The 20477-nt window shown below is 72.2% G+C and carries 21 protein-coding genes; 11 read left to right on the plus strand and 10 right to left on the minus strand.

Annotated elements, in window-relative coordinates; genetic code table 11:
- Positions 1 to 8: 8 nt before the first annotated feature.
- The 3 genes from ACFWXC_RS31315 to ACFWXC_RS31325 form a co-directional block, all read right to left on the minus strand.
- Entirely contained in the window at positions 9 to 1079 is a 1071-nt protein-coding gene (locus ACFWXC_RS31315; RefSeq protein WP_384483696.1) for an iron-siderophore ABC transporter substrate-binding protein, read from the minus strand.
- Between the two features lie 66 nt (positions 1080 to 1145).
- The gene (locus ACFWXC_RS31320) at positions 1146 to 2963 is read right to left on the minus strand and encodes an ABC transporter ATP-binding protein (protein ID WP_384483698.1); all 1818 of its coding nucleotides are present in this window, start codon (positions 2961 to 2963) and stop codon (positions 1146 to 1148) included.
- Entirely contained in the window at positions 2960 to 4660 is a 1701-nt protein-coding gene (locus tag ACFWXC_RS31325) for an ABC transporter ATP-binding protein (protein ID WP_384483701.1), read from the minus strand. Before ACFWXC_RS31325 ends, ACFWXC_RS31320 begins: the two co-directional genes overlap by 4 nt.
- Before the next feature lie 470 nt (positions 4661 to 5130).
- On the opposite strand from ACFWXC_RS31325, the gene ACFWXC_RS31330 reads away from it, so the two are divergent.
- From ACFWXC_RS31330 to ACFWXC_RS31360, 7 genes are all read left to right on the plus strand, one after another.
- The gene (locus ACFWXC_RS31330; protein ID WP_384483703.1) at positions 5131 to 5907 is read left to right on the plus strand and encodes a HipA family kinase; all 777 of its coding nucleotides are present in this window, start codon (positions 5131 to 5133) and stop codon (positions 5905 to 5907) included.
- The gene (locus ACFWXC_RS31335; protein WP_384483705.1) at positions 5904 to 6353 is read left to right on the plus strand and encodes a DUF3037 domain-containing protein; all 450 of its coding nucleotides are present in this window, start codon (positions 5904 to 5906) and stop codon (positions 6351 to 6353) included. Before ACFWXC_RS31330 ends, ACFWXC_RS31335 begins: the two co-directional genes overlap by 4 nt.
- A gap of 152 nt (positions 6354 to 6505) precedes the next feature.
- Positions 6506 to 7267, plus strand: coding sequence for a 3-oxoacyl-ACP reductase FabG (gene fabG / locus ACFWXC_RS31340; RefSeq protein WP_384483707.1), 762 nt, complete (start codon positions 6506 to 6508; stop codon positions 7265 to 7267).
- 42 nt (positions 7268 to 7309) lie between these two features.
- Positions 7310 to 8071, plus strand: a complete 762-nt coding sequence (locus tag ACFWXC_RS31345) for an SDR family oxidoreductase (protein WP_384483709.1) — start codon at positions 7310 to 7312, stop codon at positions 8069 to 8071.
- Positions 8072 to 8303: 232 nt separating this feature from the next.
- Positions 8304 to 9878: an ABC transporter substrate-binding protein gene (locus tag ACFWXC_RS31350; protein WP_384483711.1), complete on the plus strand. Its 1575-nt coding sequence runs from the start codon at positions 8304 to 8306 to the stop codon at positions 9876 to 9878.
- 92 nt (positions 9879 to 9970) lie between these two features.
- On the plus strand, positions 9971 to 10657 hold the full coding sequence (gene ung, locus ACFWXC_RS31355; RefSeq protein ID WP_384483872.1) for a uracil-DNA glycosylase: 687 nt from the start codon (positions 9971 to 9973) through the stop codon (positions 10655 to 10657).
- A gap of 393 nt (positions 10658 to 11050) precedes the next feature.
- On the plus strand, positions 11051 to 11554 hold the full coding sequence (locus ACFWXC_RS31360; RefSeq protein WP_384483713.1) for a hypothetical protein: 504 nt from the start codon (positions 11051 to 11053) through the stop codon (positions 11552 to 11554).
- An 86-nt stretch (positions 11555 to 11640) separates the two neighbouring features.
- Here the strand turns inward: ACFWXC_RS31360 and ACFWXC_RS31365 are convergent, their stop codons facing one another.
- On the minus strand, positions 11641 to 12114 hold the full coding sequence (locus ACFWXC_RS31365; RefSeq protein WP_384483715.1) for a hypothetical protein: 474 nt from the start codon (positions 12112 to 12114) through the stop codon (positions 11641 to 11643).
- A gap of 112 nt (positions 12115 to 12226) precedes the next feature.
- Positions 12227 to 12739, minus strand: coding sequence for a DinB family protein (locus ACFWXC_RS31370; RefSeq protein WP_384483717.1), 513 nt, complete (start codon positions 12737 to 12739; stop codon positions 12227 to 12229).
- A gap of 95 nt (positions 12740 to 12834) precedes the next feature.
- Between ACFWXC_RS31370 and ACFWXC_RS31375 the strand changes: the two genes are divergently transcribed.
- On the plus strand, positions 12835 to 13746 hold the full coding sequence (locus ACFWXC_RS31375) for a Gfo/Idh/MocA family protein (RefSeq protein ID WP_384483719.1): 912 nt from the start codon (positions 12835 to 12837) through the stop codon (positions 13744 to 13746).
- Here ACFWXC_RS31375 and lnt read toward each other — a convergent pair.
- Together lnt and ACFWXC_RS31385 are read right to left on the minus strand one after the other, a co-directional pair.
- The gene (lnt, locus tag ACFWXC_RS31380) at positions 13664 to 15244 is read right to left on the minus strand and encodes an apolipoprotein N-acyltransferase (protein ID WP_384483721.1); all 1581 of its coding nucleotides are present in this window, start codon (positions 15242 to 15244) and stop codon (positions 13664 to 13666) included. The two genes, ACFWXC_RS31375 and lnt, sit on opposite strands and share 83 nt — an antisense overlap.
- 76 nt (positions 15245 to 15320) lie before the next feature.
- Positions 15321 to 15806, minus strand: coding sequence for a nuclear transport factor 2 family protein (locus tag ACFWXC_RS31385; protein WP_384483723.1), 486 nt, complete (start codon positions 15804 to 15806; stop codon positions 15321 to 15323).
- Between the two features lie 310 nt (positions 15807 to 16116).
- Between ACFWXC_RS31385 and ACFWXC_RS31390 the strand changes: the two genes are divergently transcribed.
- Positions 16117 to 16857, plus strand: coding sequence for an SDR family oxidoreductase (locus tag ACFWXC_RS31390; protein ID WP_384483725.1), 741 nt, complete (start codon positions 16117 to 16119; stop codon positions 16855 to 16857).
- 14 nt (positions 16858 to 16871) lie between these two features.
- Here ACFWXC_RS31390 and ACFWXC_RS31395 read toward each other — a convergent pair whose 3' ends face one another.
- Both ACFWXC_RS31395 and ACFWXC_RS31400 read right to left on the minus strand, forming a co-directional pair.
- On the minus strand, positions 16872 to 17051 hold the full coding sequence (locus ACFWXC_RS31395) for a hypothetical protein (RefSeq protein WP_384483727.1): 180 nt from the start codon (positions 17049 to 17051) through the stop codon (positions 16872 to 16874).
- Positions 17052 to 17361: 310 nt separating this feature from the next.
- Positions 17362 to 18186 (minus strand): helix-turn-helix domain-containing protein, encoded by an 825-nt coding sequence (locus tag ACFWXC_RS31400; protein WP_384483729.1) that lies wholly within the window; start codon positions 18184 to 18186, stop codon positions 17362 to 17364.
- A gap of 134 nt (positions 18187 to 18320) precedes the next feature.
- On the opposite strand from ACFWXC_RS31400, the gene ACFWXC_RS31405 reads away from it, so the two are divergent.
- Together ACFWXC_RS31405 and ACFWXC_RS31410 are read left to right on the plus strand one after the other, a co-directional pair.
- Positions 18321 to 19028, plus strand: a complete 708-nt coding sequence (locus ACFWXC_RS31405) for an alpha/beta fold hydrolase (protein ID WP_384483731.1) — start codon at positions 18321 to 18323, stop codon at positions 19026 to 19028.
- 54 nt (positions 19029 to 19082) lie between these two features.
- Positions 19083 to 19448 (plus strand): DUF4440 domain-containing protein, encoded by a 366-nt coding sequence (locus ACFWXC_RS31410; protein ID WP_384483733.1) that lies wholly within the window; start codon positions 19083 to 19085, stop codon positions 19446 to 19448.
- A gap of 14 nt (positions 19449 to 19462) precedes the next feature.
- On the opposite strand, the gene ACFWXC_RS31415 is transcribed toward ACFWXC_RS31410, so the two are convergent.
- Entirely contained in the window at positions 19463 to 20338 is an 876-nt protein-coding gene (locus ACFWXC_RS31415; protein WP_384483735.1) for an undecaprenyl-diphosphate phosphatase, read from the minus strand.
- Positions 20339 to 20477 lie beyond the last annotated feature (139 nt).

Raw genomic sequence — 20477 nt, forward strand, 5'->3', positions numbered from 1 at the left:
CCGATGCGCTACGACGCCGGCTGCTCGACCTTCGTGGCGGTCTTGCCGTCCACCGCCGCCGCCAGCTGCGGCACCAGGCGGTCCAGGACGTAGGGGATGCTCAGCACGGTCGACAGGGACACCGCGTTGCCGTAGTCGCTGGTCTCCTTGACGTAGACCTCACGGCCCTGCTTCACCACGTTCAGGTCACCGTAGATCGGGTCACTGTGCAGCTTGGTGACCGACGTGGTGGTGTCCGGCGCGATCCATACGGCCACGTCCTGGTCGAGCAGGTCGTAGCGCTCCTTGCTGATGTTGGCGCCGAACTGGTCCCCGATCACCTTGTCGAGGTCCTTGGGCAGCGAGAAACCGAGGTCGGACAGGAGCCGGGAGCGCGGGTCCTCGCTGCCGTAGACGAACACGCCCTCGTACGGGGTCGCCATGACCGCCGTGGCCTTGGCGAACTCCGGGTTGGCCTTCTTGGCCGCCGCGAACTCGGCCTCGACGCCCGAGACCAGCGTCTTGGCCTCGTCCGCCTTGCCGAGCGCCTGGCCGATCTCCTCGGTCTGCTGCTGCCACGGCACGCCGTAGTCGTTGTACTCCTTCGGCTGGGCCACCACCGGCGCGAACTTCGACAGGCTCTCGTACTGCGCCTTGGTCAGCCCCCCGTACACGGCGAGGATCAGATCCGGCCTGAGCGCGGCGATCTTCTCCACCTGGGGGCCGGTGCCGGTGTCCTTGAGCACGGTCGGCGCGGCGGCACTGCCCAGCTTGTCCTGGGCCCACGGGCCGATCGCGCCCTTGTAGCCGCCCAGCCACTCGGTCGTGCCGACCGGGACCTTGCCGAGGGCGAGGACCGCGTCCTGGTCGGTGAGGCCGACGGTCACGATCCGCTTCGGCTCGGACTTGATCGTCGTACTGCCGTACTTGTGGGCGATCGTCACCGGGTAGGCACCCGCGGACGCGGACGAGCCCGTGGAACCGGCCGAGGCGGAGTCGGAGTCGCTGTCGGAGGAGCCGCAGGCGACCGCCGTCGCCGTGAGCAGGAGTACGGAGGCGAGCAGGCCGGTGAGCCTGGAGACTCTGGTGGCGCGAGGCATCGGGTGATCCTTCTGGTCTGGGCGATGGGGTCCGGCGGGGGCGGCTTGGATCAGTCGGGGGCTCGGTCAGCGGGGGGCCCGGGAGGCGTCGGCGGGGCGTTCGCCGGTGGCGCGGCTGCCGGCCCAGGCCTGCCACAGGGCCGCGTACCGGCCCTCGGCGGCGAGGAGTTCGTCGTGGGTGCCCTCCTCGACAACCCGGCCGGCGTCCAGGACGACGACCCGGTCGGCCGCCGCGGCCTGGCTCAGCCGGTGGGCCACCACCAGCGCCGTACGGCCCCGCAGTGCCTGCTCGGCGGCCTCGTCGAGGAGCCGGGCGCCCGAACTGCCGGCCTCGGCGGTCGCCTCGTCGAGCACGACGACCGGCGGATCGGCCAGCAGGAGACGGGCCAGGGCGAGTTGCTGGGCGCGGTCGGCGGTGAGCCGGTGGCCGCCGTCGCCGACGACCGTGTCCAGCCCCTCGGGCAGGGCCTCGGCCCAGCCGAGGGCGCCCACCCGGGCCAGCGCGTCCCACAGCTCCTCGTCGCTCGCGTCCGGGCGGGCCAGGCGCAGGTCGTCGGCGAGCGGCCCGGCGAACACGTGCACCTCCTGGGTGACGAGCCCCACCAGCCGCCCGGACTCGTCCGGTTCGGCGCCGCCGATGTCGACCCGGCCCGACTCCGCGCGGTGCAGCCCGGCCACCAGCTTGGCCAGGGTCGTCTTGCCCGCACCGGTGGTGCCGACCAGCGCGATCCGCTCCTTGGGCCGTATCTCCAGGTCGACACCGCGCAGCACCGGACGGCCGGGCACGTACGCGTGCGAGACACCGGCCAGGGTCACGGACGGATCGCCCGTCCTGGCCGTCGTACCGGCGTCCCGCTGCCCGGAGACCGCGGGCACCGGCTCGTCGATCACACCGACCAGCCGGGCCAGGCCCGCGGTCGCCGACTGGGCGTCGTCGAGCAGCACCAGCGCGGTGTTGACCGGACCGAAGAGGCTGTGGAAGTACAGAGCGGCGGCGGTCGCCGTGCCGACCGAGGCGGAACCGGACCGCACCAGCAGGAACCCGGTGCCCAGGACGGCGGCGAGACCCACGTACTCGGCGATGTGCAGCCTGCTGTAGAAGCGCAGCACCAGCCGCACCCCGCGCATGGTCAGTTCCACCGCGGTCCGCGAGCGCTCGGCGACCCGCCGGCTGTGGCCGTCCTGGAGCCGGTACGCCCGTACCGTGCGCGCCCCTCCGATGGTGTCCAGCAACTGCTGCTGTTGCTCGCCGGTGGCGATCCGCTCCCGCGCGTACAGGGGGACGGCGTTGCGCACGTACCAGCGCGCGGTGTGCGCCTGCACCGGCACGGCGAGCAGCGCCGCCAGCAGGAACCGCCAGTCCAGCAGGGCGAGGGCGCCCAGGGTCAGCACGATCGACAGCGCGGAGCGGGCGAGTTCGGGCAGGGCGGTGCGCACCGCGTCGGCGACCCGGGACACGTCCCGGGTGACCCGGGAGTTGAGGTCGCCGGAGCCCGCCCGCTCCAGCCGCTCCAGCGGCAGCGCCAGGGCACGCTCCACGAACAGTTCGCGCAGCCGGGCGAGCGCGGTCTCGCCGAGCCGGGACACCAGCGACATGCCCAGCGCGGTCGTCACGCCCTGCACCACGGCCACCCCGGCGAGGGCGAGCACGGGCACGGTGAGCGCGTCGGGGGAGCGGTGCCGGGTGACCAGGTCGACGATATGGCCGAGCAGCGGCTGGGTGAGCAGCCCGCCGGCCGTGGCCAGCACCATCACGCCGAAGCCGGCGGCCGCCAGCCCCCGGTTCGGGCGCAGCAGTTCGCGGACGGCCGCGCGGGTGCGGGCGGGCGTGGCCGTCGGCAGCAGCGCCCGCCCGGGATCGGCCCCTTGGTCGGTCCGGGTCATGCGAGCACCGCCGTCCGGTAGGTCTCGTGGGTCAGTGCCAGCTCCGCGTGCGTGCCCTCGGCGCCCACCCGGCCGCCGTCCAGGAACACCACCCGGTCGGTGACGGCGAGCAGCGCCGGGCTGTTGGTCACCACGACCGTCGTCCGGCCCTGCCTGATCCGCCTGAGCCCCTCGGCGATCCGGGCCTCGGTGACCGCGTCCACCGCGGTCGTCGGATCGTGCACGACCAGGACCGGCGGTTCGGCGCGCAGCGCCCGCGCGAGCAGGACGCGCTGCCGCTGTCCGCCGGACAGCGACCGCCCGCCCTCGCCGACCCCGGTGTCCGCGCCGTCCGGCAGCGAACGGGCGACCTCGTCGGCGTCGGCGGCGGCCATGGCCCGGTCCGTGCGCGGGTCCGGTCCGTCGCCGCCCCCGGGGGTCACGTTCGCCGCCAGGGAACCCTCGAACAGCGCGGCGTCGTGCGCGGCCACCAGCACCGCGGCCCGCAGCCCCGCCGGGTCCAGCCGGGTCAGCGGCACCCCGTCCAGCTCGACCGAGCCCGACTCCGGGTCCGCCTCCCGGCCCAGACAGCTCAACAGGGCCTCGGCACACGCCGGATCCGTCACCGCGATCCCGGTCAGCCGACCGGCGGGCAGGTCGAGGTCCACACCGTCGAGGCCGCCGTACCGCACCCCGCGCAGCCGCACCTCCCCGCGCACCCCGTCCGGCACCGGCTCGTCCCCGCCCACGACGGCGGGTCCGGCGGCCAGCACCCGGGCGATCCGGGCGGCGGAGGCGCGGCCCTGCGCCAGCTCGGTGTTGACCCAGGCGAACGTCTCCAGCGGCCCCAGCAGGAACAGCGCGAGCCCGACCGCCGAGACCAACTGCCCGAGCGTCAGCGAGCCGTCGAGCGCCAGCCGCCCGCCCACCCAGGCGATCAGCGCGATGAACCCGCCGGTGAGGGCCAGTACCAGACCGGTCTGCCAGGCCTCCGCGCGGGCCGCGCGCAGGGTGGCCGCGAGGGAGACCCTGCTGGTACGGCGGTACCGCTCGACGGCCGCCCGCTGCGCGCCGAGTCCCTTCAGCACCCGCAGCCCGGCCACCAGGTCGGCCGCGACTCCGGCGGCGCCCGCGGCCCGGTCCTGCTCGGCCTCGCTGCGCCGCTCCAGCGGCTTGCTGAGCAGATGGCCCAGCCACAGCAGCACCGGCGTGCCCAGCAGCACGATCAGACCGAGCGTCACGGAGGTCAGCAGCAGGGCCACGGCGCTCACGGTGATGCCGGCGACCGCCCAGATCCCGCTCATCAGCGCCATGTTGACCGCGCCGACCCGCTTGGCGTCCTCGGTGGCCACGTTGGCGAGTTCGCCGGAGAGCCGGTCCTCCTCGGCGCCGCCCCGGGGATCGAGGACCCGGTGCACGATCGCCAGCCGAAGGGTGTGCGCGGCTTCCTCGGCACCGCGTTCACCGGCGCGCGCACCCAGCCGGAAGCTCCACGACAGGCACACGTACAGGACGGCCAGGACGGCCAGCCACAGCGCCAGACGTCCGGCGTCCTGTCCGGCCACGGCCTGGTCCACGACGACACCGATGAGCACGGGGACCAGCGCTTCCCCGAGTTGGTGCACACAGCCGAGCGCGGAGCCCAGGGCGAGCCGCCGCCCCTGCCCCCTGACCGAGCGTGCCAGGACATCGCGTCCCGACGGTTCCCCTGATCCCACCAGCCACCCTCCGGAAACCGGTCAACTTAGGCAAGGCTACTCTAAGTAAATGCGGTGGCGTCAATCCCTGATTCCCTTCAGGCGGGCGGGTGATGACGATCCGGCGGCGGCCGGCGACGCCCTCGCGGTCCTCTGTGAGGGGCTGCGACGGGATCGGCCGCGGGTGGCAGGTGTGGTTGACGGGCGTGGCTGTGGGTGCCGGTGTGGTGGCTGAGGGTGCCGCCGTGCCCGGAGAACCGCTCACCGGGAACCCGGAGCCGGAGGTGCTCCGCCTCTGTACGTCCTTGGTGGTGGCACAGGAGTTGGCGCGTTACCTCAGGCGTGCGCATCGCCCGGCGGGACGGCTCGGGTATTCATGGGCGGCCATCACGCTCGGTTACTATGCTCACTTCGTGCCGGAGGCCGGAAGGCGGAAGGCTGCCTCCCTCCGCTGTTGATCGCAAGGCTGAAGACTTGGATGGCCTCAGGAAATGCTGCCAGAAGTCACTGTGACCCGCTATGTCACGCCCCTGCGTGAGGGCGGCTCACTGCCGGGGCTCGTCGAGGCCGACGACTTCGGGACGTACGTCATGAAGTTCACCGGCGCGGGGCAGGGCCGGAAGACGCTGGTCGCCGAGGTGGTCTGCGGTGAACTCGCCCGGCGGCTCGGGTTCCGGATGCCCCGTCTGGTCACCGTCGAACTGGACCCGGTGCTGGGGCTCGGTGAACCCGAGCAGCAGGTGCAGGACCTGCTGCGGGGCAGCGGCGGCACCAACCTCGGCATGGACTTCCTCTCCGGCGCCCTCGGCTTCGACCCGCTCGCCTTCACGGTGAGCCCCGAGGAGGCCGGGCGGATCGTCTGGTTCGACGCGCTGATCAACAACGTCGACCGCTCCTGGCGCAACCCCAACCTGCTGGTGCACCGCGGCGACCTGTGGCTCATCGACCACGGCGCCACCATGATCTGGCAGCACAACTGGCCCGCCGCCGAGGCCTCCGCCGCCCGCCCCTACGACGCCGCCGACCACGCGCTGAGCGGCTTCGCCCCCGATGTCCGGGCGGCCGCCGCCGAGTTGGCGCCCCGGGTCACCGAGGACCTGCTCGCCGAGGTCACCGCCGAGATCCCCGACGTCTGGCTGGCCGGCGAGCCGGGCTTCGACACCCCCGACGACCTGCGGCGGACCTACGCCCGGCCGCTGCTCGCCCGGGCCGCCGTCATCCACGAGCGCATCACCGGCGTCGCGCCCCGCACCGAGGGAGCCAAGTGAGCGAGACCCATATCCATGTGGCCGGACATGTGACCGAGCGCCACATCACCCGGGACGGCCAGGGTGGCGGCCGGGACGTCTTCGAGTACGCCCTGCTGCGTGTCGTACCCCGCGTGGAACGCGGCGAATACATCAACGCGGGCGTGATCGTCTACTGCCGGGCCAAGGTCTACGTCGGTGCCCGCACCCATCTCGACGAGACCCGGCTGCTGGCCCTGGACCCGGACGCGGACGTGGCCGGGGTGCGGGCCGCGCTCGGGGCGGTCGAGGGCGTCTGCGCGGGCGGGGAGGCGGCGGGGCAGGCGGCCGGCGACGACCCGGGGCGGCGCTTCCGCTGGCTCGTCGCCCCCCGCTCGACGGTCGTGCAGCCCGGCCCCGTGCACACCGGGCTCACCCTCGATCCGGCGGCCGAGACCGAGCGGTTGCTGGACCTCCTGGTGAGGTAATGGATCACACCCGCGCGGTGTGACGTTGACACCGCGTGCCAGGGCTTCTAGCGTCACGTCTGCTGAAGGTACTAAGCGGTCGCTCACCGCAGGGCGGGCTCCGTGAGCGGGCTCACTCGATCAGGTTCTCTCAAGGGCGAGGAGACACAGGAATGTCCACCACAGAGCAGCGGGTCGCGGTCGTCACCGGTGCCGCACGCGGGATCGGCGCCGCCACCGCCGTACGACTGGCCGCCGAGGGCCGTGCGGTCGCCGTGATCGACCTCGACGAGGCCGCCTGCAAGGACACCGTCGAGAAGATCACCGCCGCCGGCGGCAAGGCGATCGCGGTCGGCGCCGACGTCTCCGACGAGGCCCAGGTCGGCGCCGCGATCGCGCGGGTCGTCGAGGAGCTGGGCGCCCCGACCATCCTGGTCAACAACGCCGGCGTGCTCCGCGACAACCTGCTGTTCAAGATGTCCGCGTCCGACTGGGACACGGTTCTGAACGTGCACCTGCGCGGCTCCTTCCTGATGACCAAGGCCGTCCAGCAGCACATGGTCGAGGCCGGCTGGGGCCGGGTCGTCAACCTGTCCTCCTCCTCGGCGCTCGGCAACCGCGGCCAGGCCAACTACTCCGCCGCCAAGGCCGGTCTGCAGGGCTTCACCAAGACCCTCGCCATCGAGCTCGGCAAGTTCGGCATCACCGCCAACGCCGTCGCCCCCGGCTTCATCGCCACCGAGATGACCAAGGCCACCGCCGAGCGCGTGAAGATGGGCTTCGAGGAGTTCAAGGCCGCCGCCGCCACCCAGATCCCGGTGCAGCGTGTCGGTGAGCCCGAGGACATCGCCAACGCCATCGCCTTCTTCACCAACGAGGCGGCCGGCTTCGTCTCCGGCCAGGTGCTGTACGTGGCCGGCGGACCGCTGGACTAGCGGGTACCAGGGACTCACCAGGGACTATCGAGGATCACCGACATGACTGAACTGCCCGAGCTGTCCGGCAAGGTCGCCATCATCACCGGCGCCAGCCGCGGTATCGGCTACGGCGTCGCCGAGGCGCTGATCGCCCGCGGCGACCGGGTCGCCATCACCGGCCGCAACGAGGACGCCCTCAAGGCGGCCGTCGAGAGCCTCGGCTCCGAGCGGGTCATCGGCATCGCCGGCAAGGCCCACGACCTGGCCCACCAGAGCGAGGTCGTCGAGCGCACCATGGAGGTCTTCGGCCGCGTCGACTTCCTGGTCAACAACGCCGGCACCAACCCGGTCTTCGGCCCGATCGCCGACGTCGACCTGGACGTGGCCCGCAAGGTGTTCGAGACCAACGTGGTCTCGGCCCTCGGCTTCGCCCAGAAGACCTGGCACGCCTGGCAGAAGGACAACGGCGGCGCCATCGTCAACATCGCCTCCGTCGCCGGTCTGTCGGCCTCGCCGTTCATCGGCGCGTACGGCATCAGCAAGGCCGCGATGATCAACCTGACCCAGCAGCTGGCGCACGAGTTCGCGCCGGGCGTCCGGGTCAACGCGATCGCCCCCGCGGTCGTCAAGACCAAGTTCGCCGAGGCCCTGTACGAGGGCCGGGAGGCGGAGGCCGCCGCGGGCTACCCGCTCAAGCGGCTCGGCGTGCCCTCCGACATCGGCGGCGCGGCCGCGTTCCTGACCTCGGAGCAGTCTGACTGGGTCACCGGCCAGACCCTCGTGGTCGACGGCGGCATCTTCCTCAACGCCGGCATGGCCTGACGGCTCCACAGGCCGCCCGGCCCGCCTCCGGGCGTCGTGTTCGTCACAGACATTTCGTCCCAGGAACGACGGAAACGACGCCCGGACAGCCGTACAGGATCCGCACAGCCGGATGACAACGTCGTCATAGCACATTCGATCAACGCCCGTGTTTCCGGGGCGGTTCAAGGAGGACAACGCTGCGGTATGGTCTGCCGCCGACCCCTGGTATGGCGGATCGAGGAGCGAGCACGTGTTCAACCGGAACCGAGGTCTTCGACGAGTGGCCGCTGTCGCGTCCATATCCCTGGTGGCCGGCTGCGGGGTGTTCGCCGGCAGCAGCACGGATGACAGCGGGCCGATCGTCGTCGGGACCACCAGCGCCCCCAGCACCCTCGACCCCGCCGGCTCCTGGGACGGCTCCTGGGAGCTGTTCCGGAACATCTACCAGACCCTGCTCGCCTACCCCAACGGTGCCACCACCCCGGAGCCCGACGCCGCCGAGAACTGCGCCTTCACGGACTCCGGAAACCGCACCTACCGCTGCGAACTGCGCTCCGGCCTGAAGTTCGCCGACGGCGACACGCTCGACGCGGAGGCCGTCAAGTACTCCATCGACCGGATCCGGACCATCAACGCGCCCAGCGGACCCGCCGGACTGCTCGGCAGCCTCGACCGGGTGCAGGCGCTCGGCGACCGCGAGGTGGTCTTCCACCTCAACAAGACCGACGCCACCTTCCCGTTCGTGCTCGCCACCCCGGCCATGTCGATCGTCGACCCCGACGACTACCCCGCGAAGTCGCTGCGCAAGGACGACTCGGTGCACGGCTCCGGGCCGTACACCCTCAGGTCGTACGACGAGAAGCGGGCCGAACTCGTCCGCAACGACCGCTACCAGGGCTTCGCCGACCGGCAGAACGACGCGGTGACCATCCGCTACTTCCAGGACTCGGCCACCATGGTCAAGGCCCTGCGGTCCGGGGACATCGACGTCACCTACCGCGGCCTCGCCGCCTCCGACATCGTCGCCCTGGAGACGCACACCGACACCGAACTGCAACTGGTCGACGGCGCCGGCACCGACATCAGCTACCTGGTGTTCAACCCCGCTGACCCGTGGGCCAAACAGCCCGCCGTGCGCAGGGCGGTGGCCCAGATCGTCGACCGTGCCGCGATCGCCCACAAGGTCTACGAGGGCACCGTCGACCCGCTCTACTCCATGGTCCCGGCGGGGCTCACCGGCCACACCACCGGCTTCTTCGACGACTTCGGCGACCCCAGCACCTCCAAGGCCCGCAAGATCCTCGCCGACGCGGGCGTCACCCAGAAGGTCCCGCTCACCCTCTGGTACACCACCGACCGGTACGGCTCCGAGACCGGCCGGATGTTCCAGGAACTCAAGCGACAGCTCGACGACTCGGGGCTGTTCACCATCACCCTGCGAAGCCGGCCCTGGAAGACCTATGTCGTCGGTTACCAGAAGGGCGAGTACCCGGTGTTCGGGCGCGGCTGGTTCCCGGACTTCCCCGACCCGGACAACTTCATCGCCCCGTTCGTCGGCGAGCAGAACGCGCTCGGGACGCCCTACCCGTCCCCCGTGATCACCGGCAGACTGCTGCCCGAGTCGCGCACCGAGAGCGACCGCGGCGAGGTCGTCAAGCAGTTCGAGGAGGCCCAGCAGATCCTCGTCAACGACGCCCGGCTGATCCCGCTGTGGCAGGGGCGGCAGTACGTCGCGGCCAGCGACGACATCTCCGGCGGCGAGCAGGCGCTCGACCCGTCGACGATCATGATGATGTGGGAGCTGCACCGCAAGACCAGCTGGTGAACCGGTGTGCGAGGGCGATTGTCAGTGGCCGCCTGTAGGTTCTTGGGCATCAGCAGGAACTGCAAGTGACCGTACATCGTGAGGACGTTGACGTGACCGACATCGCCATGCTGCCCGAGTCCTGGCGCGGGGTTCTGGGCGACGAACTGCAGCAGCCCTACTTCAAGGAGCTGACCGAGTTCGTCGAGGAGGAGCGGGCGAACGGCCCTGTCTACCCGCCGCGCGAGGAGGTCTTCGCCGCGCTGGACGCCACGCCGTACGACCAGGTCAAGGTGCTGGTCCTCGGCCAGGACCCGTACCACGGCGAGGGCCAGGGCCACGGTCTGTGCTTCTCCGTCCGCCCCGGGGTGAAGATCCCGCCGTCCCTGCGGAACATCTACAAGGAGATGAAGGAGGAGCTGGGCTGGGAGGAGACGCCGGACAACGGCTATCTGATGCCGTGGGCCCAGCAGGGTGTGCTGCTGCTCAACGCGGTGCTCACGGTCCGCGCCGGTGAGGCCAACTCGCACAAGAACAAGGGCTGGGAGAAGTTCACGGACGCGGTGATCCGCGCGGTCGCCGAGCGGCCCGACCCGGCGGTCTTCGTCCTCTGGGGCGGCTACGCGCAGAAGAAGCTCCGCCTGATCGACGAGACCCGGCACGTGGTGGTCCAGGGCGCCCACCCGTCCCCCCTGTCCGCGAAGAAGTTCTTCGGCTCCCGCCCGTTCACCCAGATCAACGAGGCGGTCGCGGAGCAGGGCCACCAGCCGATCGACTGGCACATCCCGAACTTGGGCTGAGCACGCGGGGCGGGGTGCCGGGTCTACGGGGGCTGACGGGGGTATCGGGGGCGGGGCCGCAGGGGGACGGTCCCGCGCGGGGCGGGCGATGAGCGGGTGGTGGTCGCCCGTGGGGCGGGCTGGTGGGTGTGCGGCAGTTCCGTGCCGGACGGGCGGTGCGAGGGCGGGGCGGCCGGTGGACGCGGTGGTTTTGCGCGGTGCGGGCGGTGGGCGGGCGGCGATCCTGTCCGGCGTGGGGGTGCCGGGGGGAGTGGTCCCGCGTGGTGGGGGTCGCTCGGGCGGAGGGCCGGGCGGTGCGTGGGAACACGTCGGTTTCGGGGTGGGTCGGATGGCGCTGCGGGGCCCCGGTGGCGGTTAGCGTCGTCGGAGACAGCGGAGAGCTCGGAGGACGTGGTGGCGGAGCGACAGGAGCGCACGGCACCTGATGCCGTGCTCACACGGATCGGGCAGGTCGTGATGCTGCACCACGCCGGGGACCGCGAGGAGGCCCGCCGGCGGCTGCTCGACCTGTGGGCGGAGCTCGGCGAACACGGCGAGCCGTTGCACCGCTGCACCCTGGCCCACTATCTGGCCGACACCCAGGACGACCCGTCCGACGAACTCGCCTGGGACCTGAGGGCGCTGTCGGCGGCGGACGAGGCGGAGGGAGCCGAGGGGCTGCGCGGCTTCTACCCCTCGCTGCATCTGAACCTCGCCGCCGACTACGTCAAGCTCGGCCGCACCGAGGCCGCCCGCACCCATCTGCGCCGGGCCCGCGGCGCGGCCGCCGCCGCTCTCGGCGACGACGGGTACGGCGACGGGGTGCGGGCGGCGATCAGCCGCCTGGAGCTGCGGCTGCGGGAGGACGACACGCCGGACGGCGACTCCTGGGGCCCACCACGGCAGCGGCCGAACTAGCGGCGGTCCGGTCGATCGCCGTCCACCGGCCCCTGGCCGGCGCCGTAGTCGTCGCCACCGTGCGCCGCATCCTCGCGCGCGCCTCCTCAACGCCCGTACGTCTGCTGGCAGATCCGCGCCTCCGGGCTGTCCGTGCGCCAGCCGCCGTACTGCCTGCCGAGGGCGCACACGTCCGGGGCCTTCGGCGCGGGCCCGGAGAGATCGGGGACGTCGGTCCCCGGGCCGTGGGTCCGCTGTGGGTGCGGGTGGGGGTGCGGGGCGGCCGCGCGCGGGGCGGGGGTCCGGTGCTGGGCCGGGGGAGGGGGCGCCGGGGCGTGGGCGGCGGTCGGCGTGGCCCGGGGGGCCGGGCGGGACGGGCCGACCATCTCCAGGGCCTCCTTGACCGGCGCCTGCACCACCCGGGGCTCGGCGGTCCCGTCCGGGCGGGGCACCGACGGCTGCGAGGGCGCCGTACCGGGCGGCGGGCCGGGTGCCGCCGGACGCTGGACCGTCACGCAGCCGGAGAGGGCCGAGACGGTCACGGTGACCAGAAGCGCTGCGGTGGTGGTCGTTCGATGCACCCGCGCAACTCTGCTGGGTCCGCACGGAGGTTGACACCGCCGACGGGAGTTTGGTGCCCCGCACGGGTGATCTCGTGCCCCGTACGGGGGACCGGCGGCTGCGAGGCTGACGTCAGTCGCCGGTCGCGCCGTCGATACGCTCCCGGATCAGGTCGGCGTGGCCGTTGTGCCGGGCGTACTCCTCGATCATGTGGGTGTGGATCCAGCGCAGGCTGACCTGCTCCCCGGTGCGGCGGTGGCGGCCCTTGGAGAGGTCGTCCAGGCCGAAGTCGGCCGCGTTGCGCCGGGCGGCCTCGATCTCGGCCTGCCAGCTCGCGTACGCCTCCTGCCAGGTGTCCGCCTCGCCGAAGTGGAACTCGCCGTCCGGTTCCTCCTCGCTCCAGTAGAGCGGGGGTGCCGTCTCACCGGCCAGAACCCTGCGGTACCAGGACCGCTCCACGTCGGCCATGTGCCGCACCAGCCCCATGAGGGACAGCGGGGACGGCTCCACCGAGGCGATGGCGAGCTGGGCGTCGGTCAGGCCCGCGCACTTCATCGCGAGGGTCTGCCGGTGGAACTCCAACCAGCCCTCCAGCATGGCGTGTTCGTCGGCGTCGAAGGCGGGCATGCGGCGTTCGGTCGTCATGCCCGGCATCCTCGCCCACCACGCCCGATCCCACCACGGAATATCGGCCCGTATGCTTCCGGACAGGCACATGGGGAACCGTGAGGGGAGCGTCAGTGAAGGTCGGCTGCATCGGACTCGGCGACATCGCGCGGAAGGCGTATCTGCCGGTGCTGGGCGCACAGCCGGGCCTCGAACTCCATCTCCAGACCCGCACCCCGGCCACTCTCGCCGAGGTCGCCGACAGCCTCCGGCTGCCCGCCGGCCACCGGCACGCGACCCTCGACGACCTCCTCGCCCAGGATCTCGACGCCGCCTTCGTGCACGCGCCCACGGCCGCCCACCCCGAGATCGTCACCCGGCTCCTGGAGGCAGGCGTACCGACGTACGTCGACAAGCCCCTCGCCTACCGACTCGACGACTCCGCGCGCCTTGTGGCGCTCGCCGAGGCGCGGAACGTGTCGCTGTTCGTCGGCTTCAACCGGCGCCACGCCCCCGGTTACGTCCAGTGCGCCGACCACCCGCGCGAGCTGATCCTGATGCAGAAGAACCGCATCGGGCTGCCCGAGGAACCCCGCGCGATGATCCTCGACGACTTCATCCACGTCGTCGACACCCTCCGCTTCCTCGCCCCCGGCCCGGTCGACGACGTCACCGTCCGGGCCCGCGTCGCCGAGGGCCTGCTGCACCACGTGGTCCTGCAACTGTCCGGGGACGGCTTCACCGCGCTCGGTGTGATGAACCGGCTCAGCGGCTCGGCGGAGGAGATCCTGGAGGTCTCCGGGCAGGACACCAAGCGACAGGTCCTCAACCTCGCCGAGGTGATCGACCACAAGGGGCAGCCGACGCTCCGGCGGCGCGGCGACTGGGTGCCGGTCGCCCGGCAGCGCGGCATCGAACAGGCCGTGCTCGTCTTCCTCGACGCCGTCCGTGCCGGCAAGGTGCTCAGCGCCCGGGACGCACTGGCGACTCATGAGCTGTGCGAGCAGGTGGTACGAGAGGTTCGGCGGCACCCCGGCGCAGCCTGACCGCCCGCAGCCGCAGCCCCTCGCCCAGACAGAAGCCGGCCAGCACCAGCAGCGCGCCGTCCACCGTCCAGTCTCCGTACCGCACGAACGGCGTGACACCGCGGGCGATCGGCACCTCGTAGACCCGCGCCGTGCCGGCGTCCGTGCCCAGCCACGGGCCCAGCCGCTCCCCGCCCGGGCCGTACACCGCGGAGACACCGGTCAGCGTGGCGTGGACCATGGTGCGGCCGGTCTCGGCGGCCCGCAGGGCGGCCAGCGAGGCGTGCTGTTCGGGGGCCCAGCTGTGCTGGAACGACGAGGTCGACGTCTGGCCTATCAGCACCTCGGCGCCGTCCTGGGCGAGATGCCGGCTCATGTCGGGGAACGCGGTCTCGAAGCAGACCATGGGGCCGACCCGCAGCCCGTGGCCGACGTTCATCACCACCTGCTCGGTGCCGCGGCGCCGGTCCTCGCCGGCCGCCTTGCCGACCGAGGTGGCCCAGCCGAGCAGCGAACGGGCCGGTATGTACTCGCCGAAGGGGACCAGCCGCATCTTGTCGTACCGGTCCCCGGTCGGGCCGTCCGCGCCCACCAGGAGGGAACTCTTGTAGATGCCGGGCCGGTCGGAGCGCCGGGCGTCCACGTTGACCAGGATGTCGGCGCCGGTCTCCCGGGAGAGGGCGGCGATCCGCCGGGCGAGGTCGGGCCGGTCACCGAGGTCGTACCCGACGCTGCTCTCGCCCCAGACGATCAGGTCGGGGCGCTGTCCGGCCAGTTGCCGGGTCAGCTGCTCCTCGCGGGCGAAACGCCGGTCACCGCTGTCGGTGCCGTCGACGATGCCGGGCTGTACGAGGGCGATACGGACGTGACCGTCGACGTCGGGGCGCGGTGACCAGACCCAGGCGGCGGAGGTCGCAGCGGCCGTGGCCACCAGCGAGGCCACCGCCGGTACCCGCGCCTCGCGCACGGAGACGAGCACCGTCAGCGCCACGTTGACGGCCACGACCAGGAAACTCAGCAGCCACACCCCGCCCACGGAGGCCAGCCGCAGCGCGGGCGTCACCTGCCACTGGGTGGCGCCGAGCATGCCCCACGGTCCGCCCAGCCCCTGCCAGGACCGCACCAGCTCCACCATCAGCCAGCCCGACGGCAGCACCAGCACCGCGACCGCGGCCCGCCCCGGTGACGGCGTCCCGCCCAGCAGCCGGCGCGTCAGCAGGCCCCAGGGCGCCCAGAGGAGGCTCAGCAGGCCGGCGATCAGGAAGATGAAGACGTGCAGGCTCGGCAGCAGCCAGTGGTGCACGGCGATCATGAACCCGAACCCGCCGCACCAGCCGTCGTACGCCGCCCGCCGCCCGGTCGGTGCCGAGCGCGCCAGCAGCAGCCAGGGGATCAGGGCGACATAGGCGAACCACCACAGCGACGGTGCCGGAAAGGCCAGTACGGGCAGCGCGCCCGCGAGCGCGGCCGCGCAGGAACGCCGCCAAGGGGAGGTGAGCCAGCGCTCGACGGTCCTCATACGTCGCCTCCTGCCCGCGGGTCCTTCCAGTGTGCGGGACCGGCGGGGATCTCCGACAGGGGGCATGGGTGCGAGGTCAGTCAGGCACGGCCGTCGCGCGCTGGTCGCTCATCCTGCGCCACTTCTCCTCCACGACCACCTGACGCAGCCGCCAGCCGTCCCGGGTGCGCAGGAACGCGAAGGCGTAGCGGCCGCCGCACACGAAGTCCGGGGCGGTGGAGGCGCCGTCGCCCCCGGCGAACCGCATGGGGTTGATGTAGTCGGCCTGGAGGTGGGCGGTGTCCCCGGCGTCGTGGTCCAGGATCCCGAACCGCACCTGGCGGTTGACGATCAGATGCTGTCGCATCGAGAACAGGGTCAGGCTCTCCGAGAGCCACCCGGCCACCTGCCCGGCATCCCCCTCGATCCCGCCGGCCGACCGGTAGTCGGCCCGCCCGTCCGCGGTGAACAGTCTCCGGTACGCCGTCCAGTCCCCGTCGTCGACGGCCACCGCGTAGTCGGTGACCAGTCCGTCCACGGCCAGCCGGTCCATCACGGTCGCGAGCTCTACGCGCTGCGTCATCGGCTCAGTGTTGGGCACGGGGCGAGCACAGCCAAGAGGTGTGGGCGATATGCGGGGGATATTCGGCGATGTTCGAACCGACCCGGCCCCGCCCTAGGTCACGCGTACGGTCGGGGGGCCGAAAAAGAACGCGGGTTCGACGAAATCCTCGGTCGTCCCTGGGGGCGCACCAGGGCGACCATGCAGGGGAGACCGTCGGCCTGTGCCCATTCCCTCGGGTGCGGTCGCCGAAGTCCGGATCATGGCAGCGTGACGAAGCGGACGTCTCCGGGCCGTAAGATCATCGCCCGGTCGGTCTCAGGAGGCTCGTATGGCACGTCCCGTCACTGTCGTCACGGGTGGAAGCCGGGGTATCGGCGCCGCGACCTGCCTGCGGCTCGCGGCCGACGGGCATGACGTCGTGATCGGCTACGTCCGGGACGCGGGCGCCGCCGAGGCGGTCGCGGAGGGGGTGCGCAAGGGCGGGGCGCGCTGTGTCGTCGTAGCGGTGGACACGGCCGTCGAGGCTGATGTCGAGCGGCTGTTCGACACGGCGGAACGGGAACTGGGTGCCGTCACCGGGCTGGTCAACAACGCCGCCGTGACCGGGCCGCTGGGGCGGCTCACGGACGTGGACAGCGCCGATCTGCGGCGGGTCGTCGAGGTCAATCTGCTGGGCACGCTGCTGTGCTCACGGCGGGCCGCCCGGCTGATGGCGGAGCGCGGGAACGGGGCGATCGTGAACGTGTCCTCGGCGGCGGCCACGCTCGGCAGCCCTGGCGAGTACGTGCATTACGCGGCGACGAAGGCGGCCGTCGACGCCCTGACCGTGGGCCTCGCCAAGGAGCTCGGACCGGACGGGGTGCGGGTCAACGCGGTCGCGCCCGGGGTGGTCGACACCGAGATGCACGCGGCGATGGGCGACCCGGGACGGGCCCAACGGATCGGCGCCGCAGTGCCGTTGGGGCGGTCCGGCCGGCCGGAGGAGATCGCCGCCGCCATCGCCTGGCTGCTGTCGCCGGAGGCCTCCTACACGACGGGCGCGGTGCTGCGGATCTCCGGCGGGCGCTGAGACCCGGCGCCGGGTCAGGCCGCCTCGGTGATCCGCCCGCGGATCGCCTCGGCCCACTCGACCACCAACAGCTCGTACTCCGACCGCTCCTGGGCCGACAGAGTGCCGCCCGCACGCAGCCACAGCGCCCGGATGTGCTCGTTGACCTCGGCAGCAGACCGCGCGGAACCAGGGGTTCGGGAATCGGGGGACATACCGAACAGCGTAGGGGCAAGAACTGACCGTGCGCTACCAGGCCGCTACGCAGACCGTATGGGGTTGGTCACGGGCGACACGGCGGGCGGGGCTCCGTGCCTTGGCATTTGCCGGGTGGGTGGTCGCGACACGGACACGGCGGTACGCCCCTGCCCTGGCCTTCGCCCTCACCGGAGCCGGTGCGCAGCCCTCAAAGCCCGGGAAAACGGCGGGTGTTGGGGGTTGGCCGAGATAAGCCGCCCAGCCGCGCCCGCACGACCGACGACCGCCCCCGCGCTCACGCCGTAGTCATCCCCCCCCCGGCAGCGCTCACACCATGGTCGTCGCGGAAGCGAGCAACGCCAGTTTCCCGGCGCTGTCGGTGTCCGGGGCCGGGTGGTAGATGACGAGGGTCTGGCCGGTCGTGCCGGTGACCGTCAGGCGTTCGCGGTTCAGGCACAGGCGGCCGACCCGGGGGTGGTCGATGTGTTTGGCCGCGCCCTCGCAGGCGGCCACGTCGTGGCGGGCCCAGAGCCGGCTGAAGTGGGGGCTCGCGAGGGAGAGTTCGCCGACGAGGTCGATGACACGGGGGTCGTCCGCGTCGGTCCCGACGGACCGGCGGAAACCGGCGATCATGCCGGCGCCGGCGTTCGCCCAGTCCGGGTGGAGGGCCTGCTCGGCGGGGTCGAGGAAGGTGTCCCGCAGCCGGTTGGCGCCGACCGTGAGACGCGGTGACAGCGCGGTCGCCAGGGCGTTCACGGCGAGCACGTCGAAGTAGCGGCCCTCGACGAGCGCGGGCAGCGGGAGGGCGGCGACCAACTGGGCGATGCCGGGCGGAACCGTCTCCTTGCGTCGGCGGCTCCGGCGCCGGCGGGGCTCCGCGGCGCCGAGGCTCAGCAGATAGGCCGTCGAGGCCTCGTCGAGGCGCAGCACCCGGGCGAGGGACTCCAGGACCTGTACGGAGGGGTTGCGGTCGCGGCCCTGTTCCAGGCGCAGGTAGTAGTCGGCGCTGATCCCGGCCAGCATCGCCACCTCCTCCCGGCGCAGGCCCGGCACCCGCCGTACCCCGAGCACGGGGATGCCGACCTGCTCGGGCGTGACGAGCTCGCGCCGGGCCCGTACGTACGCGCCCAGCAGGTTCGGTTCGTCGGTCATCCCGCCACCGTAACGCGGGCCGTCGCGCCCCTGCCTGGTCCTGTCACCCCCAGGATCGGCGGGGCTCTGCCCCGGCCGGAGCGGGCGCGCAAGCCTGATCGGCGACCGTCACGACCACAGCGAGGAGCGGGATCATGTCGACATATCTGCTGGTGCACGGTGCCTGGCACAGCGGAGAGTGCTGGGAGCGGATCGTCCCGAAGCTGACGGCGGCGGGGCACCGGGTGTTCGCGCCGTCGCTGACCGGACACGGCGAGAAAGCGCATCTGCTCGGCCCCGAGGTCGGCCTCGACACCCACGTCGACGACGTCCTGGGGCTGATCACGGACGAGGACCTCACCGATGTCGTACTCGTCGGACACAGCTACGCGGGGCTGGTCGTCTCGTCCGTCGCCAACCAGGTCCCCGACCGCGTCGGGCACCTGGTGTATCTCGACGCGATGGTCCCGGAGCACGGCGAGAGCGCCGCCGACGTCCAGCCCGTGAGCCAGGTCCTGATCGACCGCGCCCTGGCCGACGGCAGCGGCTGGCGGGTCCCGCCGCTGCCCGAACTGCCGCCGCCGCACGGCCTGTTCGGGGTGACCGAGCCGGCGGACGTGGCCTGGCTGCGCACGATGCTGACCGACGAGTCGGTGCGCTGCCTCCAGCAGCCGGTGCGGCTGGACAACCCGGCCGTGCACACGATCCCCCGGACCCACATCCACTGCGTCGCCGACGTACCGGAAGGCATCGTCCGGCGCCCGGTCCCCGCGACGGAGCAGGTGTGGCGACTGCCCACCGGCCACGACTGCATGATCACCATGCCGGCGGAACTCGCGGAGCTCCTGCTCGAGCTCGGCTGATCCCGAGGGCGATATTCGCTGTGCCGGGGAGGTGCGAGGCCGTAGCCTCCCCGCATGACGGACCAGGACGAGCGCGCGGTACAGGCGGCCATCGACGGGGAGCTGCGGCTTCTCGATCCCGAGGTGCGCGCCTCCCCGGACCTCGTCCTGGAGCTTCTCGACCCGGAGTTCACCGAGATCGGGGCGTCCGGCCGCCGCTGGGACGCGGTGTCGATCCTCACGGTGACCAGCGGCGGATCGGTGTCCCCCGACTCGCCGGTCCAGGTGAGCGAGATGTCCGGGACCGTGCTCGCACCGGGCCTCGTCCACCTGACGTACTTCGCGGACAACCAGGGGCGCCGGGTCTGGCGCAGCTCCCTGTGGCGGCTGACGGAGTCCGGCTGGCGGATGTACTTCCACCAGGGCACTCCGGCCGCCTGACGTACCGCCTGGTGCTAGCCCGCCGACTCCGCCGCGTGCGGGCTCAGCATGTCCGCCGAGACCAAGGCGATGATCACGATGCCGAGGGCGATGCGGTACCAGACGAACGGCATGAAGCTCTTGTTGGAGATCCACTTCATGAACCACGCGATGACCGCGTATCCGGACGCGAAGGCGATCACCGTCGCGAACAGGGTCGGACCCCAGGCCACGTGGCCCTCGCTCACCGAGTCCTTGACCTCGAAGGCGCCGGAGGCCAGCACCGCCGGGATGGCGAGCAGGAAGGAGTAGCGGGCCGCCGCCTCGCGCTTGTAGCCCATGAACAGGCCGCCGCTGATGGTGGCGCCGGAGCGGGAGACGCCCGGGATCAGGGCGCAGGCCTGGCAGAGGCCGTAGATCAGGCCGTCCTTCACGCTCAGGTTCTCCAGCGTCTTGCGCTGCTTCGGCGCCCGGTGCCGGCCGCCCTTCTCGTCGCGGGCGGCCAGCCGGTCGGCGACGCCGATGACTATGCCGACGACGATGAGCATGGTCGCCGTGATGCGCAGATCGCGGAACGGACCCTCGATCTGGTCCTTGAGCGTCACACCCAGCAGGCCGATCGGGATCGAGCCGACGATCACCAGCCAGCCCATCTTCGCGTCGTGGTCCCGTCGCATCGCCTTGTCGGACAGCGACCGGAACCAGGCCGAGATGATCCGCCCGATGTCCTTGCGGAAGTAGATGAGCACCGCGGTCTCCGTGCCGATCTGGGTGATCGCCGTGAAGGCCGCGCCCGGGTCCTTCCAGCCGGAGAAGGCCGCGGTCAGCCGCAGATGCGCGCTGGAGGAGACGGGCAGGAACTCGGTCAGCCCCTGGACGAGTCCGAGGATCAGCGATTCAAACCAAGACATGAAGGTACGGCGTCCCAGGGGTGAGAGGGGCTGGCGGACGCGCGGGCGCGCGTGATCATGCGTGTGCAACGGCAGCGTAGCGGGCCGCGGTGACAGCGTGGACACAGGGGTTCGGCGGGTGGACCGGAGGGAGGGGGGT

It is taken from the genome of Streptomyces sp. NPDC058683 (assembly GCF_042716195.1).
In the GTDB taxonomy this organism is placed as follows: domain Bacteria; phylum Actinomycetota; class Actinomycetes; order Streptomycetales; family Streptomycetaceae; genus Streptomyces.

Bases quoted from the DNA above. Each gene is read 5' to 3' on its own strand.
- ACFWXC_RS31315 (WP_384483696.1), bottom strand. From the start codon at position 1,079: ATGCCTCGCGCCACCAGAGTCTCCAGGCTCACCGGCCTGCTCGCCTCC.
- ACFWXC_RS31320 (WP_384483698.1), bottom strand. From the start codon at position 2,963: ATGACCCGGACCGACCAAGGGGCCGATCCCGGGCGGGCGCTGCTGCCG.
- ACFWXC_RS31330 (WP_384483703.1), top strand. From the start codon at position 5,131: ATGCTGCCAGAAGTCACTGTGACCCGCTATGTCACGCCCCTGCGTGAG.
- fabG (WP_384483707.1), top strand. From the start codon at position 6,506: ATGTCCACCACAGAGCAGCGGGTCGCGGTCGTCACCGGTGCCGCACGC.
- ACFWXC_RS31345 (WP_384483709.1), top strand. From the start codon at position 7,310: ATGACTGAACTGCCCGAGCTGTCCGGCAAGGTCGCCATCATCACCGGC.
- ACFWXC_RS31370 (WP_384483717.1), bottom strand. From the start codon at position 12,739: ATGACGACCGAACGCCGCATGCCCGCCTTCGACGCCGACGAACACGCC.
- lnt (WP_384483721.1), bottom strand. From the start codon at position 15,244: ATGAGGACCGTCGAGCGCTGGCTCACCTCCCCTTGGCGGCGTTCCTGC.
- ACFWXC_RS31385 (WP_384483723.1), bottom strand. From the start codon at position 15,806: ATGACGCAGCGCGTAGAGCTCGCGACCGTGATGGACCGGCTGGCCGTG.
- ACFWXC_RS31390 (WP_384483725.1), top strand. From the start codon at position 16,117: ATGGCACGTCCCGTCACTGTCGTCACGGGTGGAAGCCGGGGTATCGGC.
- ACFWXC_RS31395 (WP_384483727.1), bottom strand. From the start codon at position 17,051: ATGTCCCCCGATTCCCGAACCCCTGGTTCCGCGCGGTCTGCTGCCGAG.
- ACFWXC_RS31400 (WP_384483729.1), bottom strand. From the start codon at position 18,186: ATGACCGACGAACCGAACCTGCTGGGCGCGTACGTACGGGCCCGGCGC.
- ACFWXC_RS31405 (WP_384483731.1), top strand. From the start codon at position 18,321: ATGTCGACATATCTGCTGGTGCACGGTGCCTGGCACAGCGGAGAGTGC.
- ACFWXC_RS31410 (WP_384483733.1), top strand. From the start codon at position 19,083: ATGACGGACCAGGACGAGCGCGCGGTACAGGCGGCCATCGACGGGGAG.
- ACFWXC_RS31415 (WP_384483735.1), bottom strand. From the start codon at position 20,338: ATGTCTTGGTTTGAATCGCTGATCCTCGGACTCGTCCAGGGGCTGACC.